At 38.8% G+C, this 11,376-nt stretch carries 5 protein-coding genes; 2 read left to right on the top strand and 3 right to left on the bottom strand.

The genetic code is table 11. The features are described from left to right. Window positions 1-255: 255 nt before the first annotated feature. From QZT73_RS14645 to QZT73_RS14635, 3 genes are all read right to left on the bottom strand, one after another. Window positions 256-2,259, bottom strand: coding sequence for a dehydrogenase E1 component subunit alpha/beta (locus QZT73_RS14645; protein WP_291788925.1), 2,004 nt, complete (start codon window positions 2,257-2,259; stop codon window positions 256-258). A gap of 252 nt (window positions 2,260-2,511) precedes the next feature. Further along, window positions 2,512-3,744, bottom strand: coding sequence for a M48 family metallopeptidase (locus QZT73_RS14640; protein WP_291788923.1), 1,233 nt, complete (start codon window positions 3,742-3,744; stop codon window positions 2,512-2,514). Between the two features lie 12 nt (window positions 3,745-3,756). After that, window positions 3,757-4,806 (bottom strand): type IX secretion system membrane protein PorP/SprF, encoded by a 1,050-nt coding sequence (locus QZT73_RS14635; protein WP_291782474.1) that lies wholly within the window; start codon window positions 4,804-4,806, stop codon window positions 3,757-3,759. Window positions 4,807-4,890: 84 nt separating this feature from the next. Here QZT73_RS14635 and QZT73_RS14630 point away from each other — a divergent pair, with 84 nt between their 5' ends. After that, entirely contained in the window at window positions 4,891-10,440 is a 5,550-nt protein-coding gene (locus tag QZT73_RS14630; protein WP_291788920.1) for a gliding motility-associated C-terminal domain-containing protein, read from the top strand. 2 nt (window positions 10,441-10,442) lie between these two features. Next, the gene (gene yaaA, locus QZT73_RS14625) at window positions 10,443-11,192 is read left to right on the top strand and encodes a peroxide stress protein YaaA (RefSeq protein WP_291788917.1); all 750 of its coding nucleotides are present in this window, start codon (window positions 10,443-10,445) and stop codon (window positions 11,190-11,192) included. Window positions 11,193-11,376: the final 184 nt, after the last annotated feature.

The raw sequence follows: 11,376 nt of genomic DNA, 5'->3' as shown, positions 1-11,376 counted from the left end.
CACCAATTCCTCCGGTTAGGCAATCTTCTTGCAAGAAAATTATTTTTCCTGCCTTAGAGCTGAGAAGTAATGGAATAACTATTAAAAAGCCAAGTAGCATCATTAAGATTATGAAAATAAGAGCAGAATAAATGGTGTAAATACCCTGTAGTATTTTCATTTTCTTTAGACTTTGATTAATTTTGAAGTTAAATAATAATAAATTTATAACTCTTTGCTTGCATGCCCCTGAAAGCGCTTTTCAGGGGCTTTTTGTTAATAGCTTGCTAATGTTTTCAATTTTTCACGAAATCTATCCAAAGGGAGAAAATTTTTCTCAAGGTTTGGAGCAAATGGTACCGGAGTATCAAGGCTCCCTTCTCTCATGACAGGTGCATCCAATAATTCAAAACAATTTTCTGAAATCCAAGCCACAATTTCAGCACCAATTCCTCCGGTTAGGCAATCTTCTTGCAAGAAAATTATTTTTCCTGTTTTTTGAACAGTTTGTCTTATAGCTTCTTTGTCCCAAGGCAATAAGGTTCTCATATCCAAAATATCAGCATTAATTTGGAGTTCATCCGTAACAGAAAGAGCCCAATGTACCCCCATTCCGTAAGTAATTATGCTCAATTCGCTTCCTTCTCTTACTAATTTAGCTTTACCAATTTCTATTGTATAATATTCATCAGGCACTTCTTCTGAAATGGAACGATAGAGTGCTTTGTGTTCAAAAAAAAGATAGGGATTGGGATCTTCAATTGCCGCATTGAGCAAACCCTTTGCATCTCCAGGGCTCGAAGGGTATACGATTTTTAATCCAGGAGTGTGAAAAAACCAAGCCTCGTTGGATTGAGAATGAAAGGGGCCTGCAGCCATTCCTGCCCCAGTGGGCATTCTGACAACCACATCAGCATGCTGCCCCCATCTGTAATGAAGCTTTGCTAGATTATTCACAATTTGATTAAAGCCACAAGTGACAAAATCAGCAAATTGCATTTCCACCATTGCCTTATACCCTTTGATTGATAAACCAATAGCAGCACCTATAATGGCGCTTTCACAAAGGGGTGTATTTCTAACACGGTCAGATCCAAAATGATCAACAAACCCATCTGTAACTTTAAAGACCCCTCCATAAGCACCAATATCCTGACCCATTAAAACTAAGTTTGGGTGTTTTGTCATGGATTGTTTCAATGCATCTGAAATGGCATCTACTAACCTTTTTTCAGTAGTTTTCCCGCCTACTGGAGTTATAGTTTGTGTGAACGGTGCATAAATATCCTTCAGTTCTTCCTGCGTATCTGCCTTTATATTTTCCTCTTCAAATGCAATTTCCAAGCCTTTGTTAATAGCAGCCTTTACTCTTTTATTAATGTCATCCTTTTTTTTTGAAGACAAAACACCAATTTCTTCCAAATATTTTTCGTAATTATCAACTGGGTCCTTTTGGGCCCAAGTATCCATTAATTGTTTGGGAACATACTTTGTCCCCGAAGCTTCTTCATGTCCCCTCATTCGAAAAGTAATGGCCTCAACCAAAACTGGCCTTGGATTTTTGCGAATATCTTCCGCCAGACTATTAATGGTATCATAAACCTCCAAAACGTTATTTCCATCCACTCTCACAGCTTCTATACCATATCCTGGTCTTTTTTCTGTAAAATTTTTAAAAGCAAATTGCTCTTCACTTGGGGTAGAAAGCCCATAGCCATTGTGCTCTACCACAAAAATAACAGGGAGTTTCCAAACTGCTGCCAGGTTGAGCCCTTCATGAAAATCACCTTCTGAACTAGCCCCATCTCCTGTGAAAACAAGCGTCACTTTATTTTCTTTAGAAAGCTTATGGGCAAGGCCTATTCCATCGGCAATAGCCAATTGGGGACCTAAATGAGAAATCATACCCACTATATGGTAATCCTTGGTCCCAAAATGAAAAGACCTGTCCCGCCCTTTTGTAAATCCAGATTTTTTTCCTTGGAACTGGGCAAAAAGCTTCTCCAATGGAAGTCCCCTTCCCGTGAAAATCCCGAGATTACGATGCATGGGGAGAATGTACTCTTCTTTTTTCAGCGCCTTGACGGCACCGATGGATATGGCTTCCTGCCCCCAGCCACTGAACCATTTAGAAATTTTTCCCTGCCGCAACAGAATGAGCATCTTTTCTTCGATCCTTCTTGGTAGAATGAGGGACTCATATAAATCTAATAAAACCTTATTATTGTAAGACTTTTTATCAAAAGAAATTGCCTGAAGACTTTCGCTTATTTGGGCCATATGGGTTTATTTTTTTGCCAAATTAGAAGAAAAAAGTATGGGAAAAAACTGCCTTTCTATTTTGTTTACCTGAGAAATCACGGGCACGCATTTGAGTAGTTCTTCATTGGTATTTGCAAAGGTCTTGCACAGCTTATCTGGCTTATGCATTTTAATTTTGGGATTTCGAATTAAAAAAGTCAATTCCTAAATAAATAAAGAGGAATTTTAGCAAAAAAAATAGTATTAAATCATTGATTTTGAATTATGATCCTAAGCCTCAAGCTTTTCTAACCTTTCCAATAATGGTGGATGGGAATAATTCACAAAAACATACCAAGGGTGTGGATTGATATTGCTTAATGAATTAACGGATAAAGTTTTTAAGGCTTCCGCCAATGGTCTACCATCAAATGTGGTTTTGGCATAAGCATCTGCTTCAAATTCATTCTTTCTACTCAAAAGGTTCATCCCTATTCCCAATATCATAGATATAGGGGATAAGAGCATTGTGAATCCTACAATATTCAGATGAATGGCAAGTGTAGAACCTCCCAGTGCAAGGCTCATATTTTCATTAAAAATAAAAAGTGATAGCGTGAATAGGAGTACCCCCACTTGGATCATTGATAAGCCCATGCTCCATATAATGTGTTTCTTTTTGTAATGACCTATTTCATGGGCCAAAACTGCAATCAATTCATCTGGGGTATGTTGTTCGATGAGCGTGTCATAAAGAACTACTTTTTTTCTTGTACCGAATCCGGAAAAAAAGGCATTTGCTTTCGAAGACCTTTTACTTCCATCAATTACAAAAATATTATCGAGAGGGAAACCTACAGATTGAGCATATTGAATGATTCTTGTTTTAAGTTCACCATCCTCAAGTGGCGTCAATTTATTGAATAGGGGAAGAATCAAGGCAGTATAAAACAGATTGACAAAGACCATAAAAAAAACAGCAATAAGCCAAAATTGCCACCAAAAATCTTTCCCCATTTGATGTATCAACCATATTAAAAGTCCAAGTAAACCCCCTCCAATAACAATAGAAATTAAATACCCTTTTAGTTTATCACTAAAATATGTTTTCTTGGTGGTTTTGTTGAAACCGAATTTCTCCTCTATTGTAAAAGTTTGATAATAGTCAAAAGGTATTGCAAGAATATCTGAACCAATAAAAAGGATTGCGAAATACGCAATAGACAGTATAAGAGGCTGATCTATAAAAGTTCGAAGGCCGGAGTCTAACCAACCAAAAAAACCAAAATAAATAAATAAAAAAGTTAGTACAAATGAAAATGTTGATGTAATCAACCCGAATTTATAATTTGTTTTTTGGTAATTTCTAGCCTGCTCCAGTTTACCTGGGCTAATATATTCTTGTAAAGTAGGCGGAACTTCAGAAAGGGGTCTTCGGATGTTGAGAAAACCCAGAATTTTCCCGAAAAAAAAATTGAGAACGAGTACACCTAGCAACAGGTATTTGATCAAAATTGGCTCCATACATCAAAGCTACTAAAATTTGGGGCAAGGCAGGATAGTGTCCCGTCCTCTGATTTTAGTTTTATTTCTATCCGCTAGCAAAAAGGACATACTGATTTCGTGGGCACCTCCTGATTGAATTCCAAGTTTAGATACCGTGTAATCAAAACTATATCCAATACTTACTCCATTCAATAAGTTGACACCTGCCATAAGAACAATTGCATCTCTATTGCTTTGATTTTCAATAGGCCTGTAAGGTAAACCTCTGTACCAAAGCCCTAGAATCAGCGGCTCAAGATAGAGGTAAGCTCCTAAGTCCAATTGTTCAAATGGTCCTTGGCGTTTATAGTTTAAAGTAGGAACGATAAACCTCTCCTTGTACATGTGTGTGAAATCACTTCTGTAACCTCCTGTGCCAAGGGAAATTCTATAGCCGGTATGAATGGAAAGTTTGTATGGCAAATTACTTATACCATTTTCTAAAAAGGATTGATTAGGTTGGTTCAAATGATCAGCGGAAACTCCAAACCAGAATTTATCAGTAAAAAACAGCCCTCCAGCAGATAGTGACAATAGATTTACAGGTTCACCAAACCCTGGTAAATCATTTCCAGGTCCAATTGGGCCGAGAGGATTAGCAGGGTCTATCTGATTGGCAAAAATCAGATTTTCGAAGAAACCTATATCTCTTCTGATATAGCTTGCCCTAAATCCCGGTCTAAAATAAGCTTTATCTCCTAACCTGAGCTCATAGGAATAAAATCCTGCAATGGTCGTTGACCTCAATTGAGCAGCACCTTCTGTATCACTCATTACTAAAAGTCCAACTCCGCTGTTATAATCATCCAGAAAAGTGTCGAAATAAGCAGAAAAGGTAGTGAATTGCGCTTCTAGGCCTGGCCATTGATTTCTGTAGTTCAGACCAACTCTAGGGACCATTTCTGAGCCAGCAAAAGCAGGGTTTAAATAAAGTGGAGCAGCATAATATTGGCTATACTGAGGGTCCTGGCCATAGCTTTGAAAAAATACAAAGGATGACAAAAGGATAAAAAAAAGACGATATAGATTAGACCTTTGCAACTTTTTATTCGTTAATTGTTCAACCGATCATTTCAAACATAACGTCGAATATTTGGCGTTGTTTTTGTGAACGGCTTGTAAATTATGAAAAGGTATACAAAATACACAAATATAAATTTATTTTTTGTTGTCCTTGGCCTTTTGTTTCATTGCCATTTAGGCTATTCACAAGGCTTTAATAACAACCAATGGGTTTTTGGTTACTGTGGATCAGGACAAGAAAATAGTTATCTGTCTTTTGGTAGAGGAGAGGATCCGGTAGTAAGGACATTTCCCTCACAGATTTTACTCGGTTCGGAGACAGGAAATATTGATAATAATGCCATCGCTGTTGATCCGATCACAGGACAGATTTTGTTTTATACAAATGGTGAGTTGGTTTACAATTATGATAACCTGATCATTCAAGGGGCGCCGAATGGTATAAATGGTCAAACAGAATCCAGGCAAACGACAGCAATTGGAACGCTTGATTTTGATCCGAATGGCAATAGGTCTTTTTATATTTTTCATGTAGCACCGAGTGGCCAATTGTTGTATTCGGTTGTAGATATGAATGCACCAGGAGGAGCGCCTGGGAACGCCCCCCCATTAGGGGCAATTACATCGTTGAATCAGGATCTTGGAGTAAATGTATCAGGTGCCATTGCTGTAATTAAAACAGCTCAGTCTCCTTCATATCTTATCAGCTATGAAGGAGGAAATCTTGTCTCCAGAAGAATAGAGAATACAGAAGGAGCTTTTACCATTACAGGCGATGTTTCATTCCCTTTTCCTCCTAAAGCCATTATTTTTAATGAGACTACGGGTAAATTGATTTTGCTTCCCCAAGATCCAAATAATGACATAGTTATTGCCGATTTTGATGCTTCAAATGGAACTTTTGGAAATTTGACCACAATTGCTCAATCAGGTGGAGGAGGAAGTATTGAAGGGGCCACATTTTCTCCCAATGGTGAGTTTATTTATTTTTCAAGAGGGGATGAATTATTAAGGGTACCGATTAATGACTTAGATGCAGATCCGGAAATTATCCCCTTGGAAGTTGATATTGATGCTATTTTCGACATTAAGGTTGGCCCTGATGGAAGATTATATTACATCTATGAAGAAACTCCTGGAGGACCTCAATTGATAGGAAGGGTAAATAACCCCAATGAAGAAGAATTTGATGAGATTGAGATAGAAGAAGATCCCTTTAACGGGACAGATTTTTGTGGGCGGGTTTTCCCCCAATTTGCACCAAACCAGGATATCAATCCAACTGTTGATTTTGATTGGGAGCCTGACTTACCCTGTAGCAATAACCCATTGCAATTGACAAGTCAGATTACTCCTGAAAATTATCAGGCAGTGAGTTTTGAGTGGACATTTAATCCTCCGTTGACAGATGAGGAAGGTGAGCCTTTAGATATCGATTTCAATCAGGAGCATTTATTGATACCTGAAGAGGCTACTGCTGACCAAAGTCTTCAGGTCACTTTAACTGTTACATTTGCCGATGGGAATACGATCACAGTTCCTAAAACCATTACATTACGGGAGAATAACTTGGAGGCCAATTTTAGTGCTCAGGATACCACTGTCTGTGAAGGCCCCTGTGTTGATATTGGATCTCTTTTAGAGGTACAACAAGGCCAGGGGCAAGGTGGGCAAGGACCTGGAGGACCCGGAGTGGGTGGTCCTGGCCAGCAAGGTAATTACGAGTATTTTTGGTCCAATAGAAGAGATGAAGGATGGGTAAGTGACACGCAGAACTGTGTTGACCTGCCTGGATTGTATTGGGTAATGGTCAGAGAACCAGGATCAGATTGTTATGCCTATGCAGAGATAAGGGTAAGGATTTGGGATTTGCCGGACCAAAGTAACAATATTTGGTTTTTTGGTAACGGAGCAGGACTGGACTTTAATCCTGATCCCAATGACCCCAATGCTCCACTTCCAAGACCTATTGCACATAATCAAGACATACCTGCAGGAACCACAACAATTTCTGACGAGACAGGTCAGGTGCTGTTTTTTACTGATGGGGAGTCAGTATGGGACCTTAACGGCAACCCGATGGATAATGGTGACGATATTGGAGGGGACAGAGATGCTTCGGAAGGAGTGATTGCAGTTCCAGTTCCTCAAAATCAAACCATATTCTATGTGTTTACGACCCAAAGAGCGGCAGACGGAAGCAATGTAGTAAGTTACTCGGTGGTAGATATCAAGGGGGAAAATACAGCTGGGGGTGTCGGAAGTGTAGTAACAAAAAATAATTTCCTTTTCAGTCCAAGTACCGAACATAGTGCAGCCTTAGCTTCCGGAGATACTACATGGGTCTTATTCCATGAATTGGGAAACAATACTTTTAGAGCCTATCCAGTCTCACCATTTGGAATAGGACAACCTGTCTTTTCTTCAGTTGGATCTAATCATAATTTTAATTCGGGTGTAGGGAGTATGAAATTTAGCCCGGATGGAAGTCAAGTAGCAGTGACTATTCAAGATGGGAGTTGTAGTCGTCTAGAGATTTTTGACTTTAACCAAAGTTCAGGAAGACTTACGGAATATGCACTATTGGATTTAGGTTGCGATGGAGAAGATATATACGGCTTGGAATTTTCAAACGATGGTAGCAGGATCTTTGTTTCGTATAGTGGTTCTCCGGGGAAAATAGAGGAGTTCCTTGTCAAAAGGCCTGAACGGGCAATTGAAGGAGAAGATATAGATGATGATTTGTCTTGTTTTTCCTGTTTTGAAAATGCAGGTTCAAGGGCTGAGAGGCAGAATTGTATAATTGATTCCAGGAATGTATTGAGTACTGATGGCCCCTTTGGCGCTTTACAAGTTGGACCAGACGGACAAATATATGTTTCAAGACCTGGCGCTAATCAGATAACAACAATAAACTCTGGGTTTAACTGTCTGGATAGCTTTTATTCTGATCAAGGTGTAGCACTTATAGGTGGAACCTCTATGAATTTGGGTTTGCCAGCATTCGTCCAGCAATCAGGGAGTAGTATTCCAGAGCCTGCATTGGCTGGAATTGACCGTTTGTGTCTCGACCCCGAAAACGGAACGATTGGTCTTTTCGAGGGAGGAGGAGAGCCTGATATCGATAGTTTTTTTTGGACGATTACGCATGAGGATGGGGATGTAGTTTTCGAAGAAGGCGGTCCTGGTGAAAATTTTCAACAGATTGAACCCCTATTTCCGAGGGCGGGCTTCTATACTGTAGCGTTAAGGGTCGATAGGTGCGGAGACCCTGATTATTATGCTGAAAGTATGCAAGTTGAGGTGGTTCAGTCCCCAGAGTTGACACTGCCTGAGGAAGCAACACTTTGTGTAGGCAGCCCAGTAGAGTTGACAGCCATAGACGGATACAATCCTACAGAAGGTTTATATGATTTTGAATGGAGGAATGCGGCAGGACAATTGATTGGTGATGAAAACAGCAACTCAATAGAAGTTACAGAGGAAAGTGTATATACTGTTACCGTAAGCTTTAGAATTCCAGATGGCGTTAGTCCAGAAGAATTCGATTTTTGTCCTGTCAGTCGTTCTGTTTTTGTAGGACCTGCATTTGATTTTGATTTGACTCAAAGTGCAGCAGAGGTTTGTTTTGATGAGCCATTGGTCGTATTTGCTCCAAATACGCCTATTTCCGGGGAGTGGTTTTATAGGCCTGCGGGATCTAATGAAAGACAGGTTTTGGGTGAATTCTTTGAATTGGAATTAATTCCATCTTCTTTGCCTTCTCCTGGAGATTACGAAATTATTTTTCTTGCAGAAGATCCGTTAGTTGAAGGTTGTTTTGTGGAAAAGATTGCACCTCTTACTATTTTTCCAATACCCAATGTAGAAGCTGTCATTCTATCAGATGCAGCGGATTGTGAAGTGCCAGACGGAAGTTTTGAAATTACAGCGCTAACGGAGATTGAATCACTCGAAATAATAGAATTGGGGCTTTCTTTCGGTCCTTTGGTGGCAGGAGAAGCTTTACCAGTATTTACAGACTTGGAACCAGGAGTTTATACATTGGCCATGAGAAATCAATTTTCCTGCGAGTTTGTACAGTCTGTTACAATCAGGAACCTAAACCCACCTCAAGGTATCGAGGGCTATGAAGTAGATGTTTCTCCAGAGCTCTGTGACCAAACAGGTGTGATTGATGGACAGATTGGGATAAGGTTTGTCTCTGGGGCGGTTAGTGGACGATACCAAATCACCAGACAAGGGGATGGAGCTGTTTTTTCGGGTAACTTCGAAAATGAAGATTCATTACTCATATTATTGCCAGAGGGAGTTTATGCGGTTGAAATTATAGATGAAAATGATTGTCCTGTACCATTTGATGAGTTAGTTCAGATAGAAGGTGTAGAAACAGTTAATTTTTCTGTACCGACCAATGTGGAAGCCTGCGGAATATTTGTATTTAGTCCTCAATCTGAGGAGCAATTGATTTATATTGTTTTGGATAATGATGGGAATGAAATTCAAGCAGGCAATGACGGAAGTTTTACAATTAATGAATCAGGTTCATATCTTGTTATTGGAGAAGATCCTGATGGTCTTAGATGTCCTCTAGAAAGAGCTATTGATGTTGTCATTGTAGAGGCTCCTGAATTTAGTTTATTGGGGCCTAGGGTTGATTGTGAACTTGGTTTATTTTATGAAGCCTCACTTGGACCCAATGTAGATTCCAATGAAGTGTTTATATTTTGGTTGAATGCCAATGGAGAAATAGTGAGCCGAAATCCCTTATTTTTCCCTACCGTACCTGGAGATTATTTTCTGGAAGTCCAACCCCGTTCGGGAAGTCTTTGTGATATTCCTCCATTATCTTTTTCTGTTGGCGATCTTGCACCTGAAACTGATGTAGAGTTGATGGCAGAACCATTTTGTGCTGAAGATCCATTTACGGTAATTTCTATCGTTTCGGATTTGAGCGATGTTTCCCTTATTGAATGGTATCAGGTAATCAATGGGGAAAGCGTCCTTCAAGAAGATTGGATAGGATTTGAAGATGTGGTTATTCTATTTAACGGCCTTTACCAAGTAGTTTTATATAATCAGGACGGTTGTGTCATTGGAACAGGTGAAATTGAAATTATACAATCTACTATTGGTCCTCCTGATATTGAAGCCTTGTATGTAGTATGTGCCCCTGAGGGTATTTTGGTAGAAATTGATCCTGGAGAATACGACAACTATGAATGGATCTTAGATGGTGAGGTACTTGCTGTCACCCCGACTTTCAGTCCAACAATTTCAGGGGAGTACGAGTTAATAGTTTCTGATGACTTAGGATGTGAGTATAGGGCAAGATTTTTAGTGGAGGAAGACTGTGAACTTAAAATAATTTATCCAAATGCCATTATTCCGAATGATACTGAAAGAAATTTTGTTATTTATACAAACGACTTCGTTGATGAACTCGAGGTATTTATCTATAATAGATGGGGTGAGTTGATCTTCTATTGTGAAAGCAATGGAATAAATGGAGAAACCCCATTGTGTGCGTGGGATGGTATAGTAAATGGGAAAACTGTTCCGATTGGCACCTATCCTCTTGTCGTAAAGTACGGAAGTTCAAGTCAAAATATCAGTAAAACTATAAAAAGTACAATTTTAGTTATTGAATAGATATGATTACCATAATTTCACCTTCAAAAACCCTTGATTTAAGTTCAACTAATGTAAATATTCGAACGCAACCAGAATTTTTGTCGCAAACGATGGAGCTGGTGGCCATCATGAAAGAAAAAAGTACAGATGATTTGATGAAATTGATGGGGGTTAGTGAAAAATTAGCCGCGCTGAACGAAGAAAGATACAAGAACTTTAAAAAGAGCTTTGGTCCTGAAAACGCAAAGCAGGCCTTATTGGCTTTTAAAGGTGACGTTTATACAAAAATCAATGTTGGAAACTTCAATGATGAAGATTATGCATTCGCTCAAAAGCATCTCCGCATCCTTTCTGGACTTTATGGGTTATTAAAACCCATGGATTTAATTCAACCTTATCGACTGGAAATGGGCATTAGGTTGGAAAATAAGAAAGGGAAAAACTTATATGAGTTTTGGGGGCAAAGAATTGCTAAAGGGATAAATGAGGTGGCCAATGGTACACCTATCATTAACTTGGCTTCACAGGAATACTTCAAAGCAGTAGATTCAGAAGCACTTAAATCAGAAGTGATTACCCCTGTTTTTAAGGAATTCAGAAATGGAAAATATAAAGTAATCGGTTTATTTGCCAAACAAGCCAGAGGATTGATGACCGATTTCGTCATCAAAAATAGGATATTGGAACCTGAAAAGTTAAAGACATTCAATGAAGCCAAATATGAGTTTAAGGAGGTTAAAGGCAATGGGGAATGGGTTTTTGTAAGATGATTCAAGTTTTATGAATTTTAAATAATAAAAAATGTATTTTAAATAGTAAATTTATTTTTTTAACGTTCCTTTTTTTTCTAAATTTGTCCTTATTATTTTGATTTCAAATAGCCGAATTAGTGAATAAATTTTCTTCATATTTTCTTATTCTTCCGATAGTATTCCTTTCGGTATTCTCTGTTGT

It is taken from the genome of Cecembia sp. (genome assembly GCF_007126775.1).
Classification (GTDB): Bacteria; Bacteroidota; Bacteroidia; order Cytophagales; family Cyclobacteriaceae; genus Cecembia.
The sequence above is the reverse complement of the archived record's forward strand: the minus strand, read 5'-3'. Positions and strand labels throughout refer to the sequence as shown.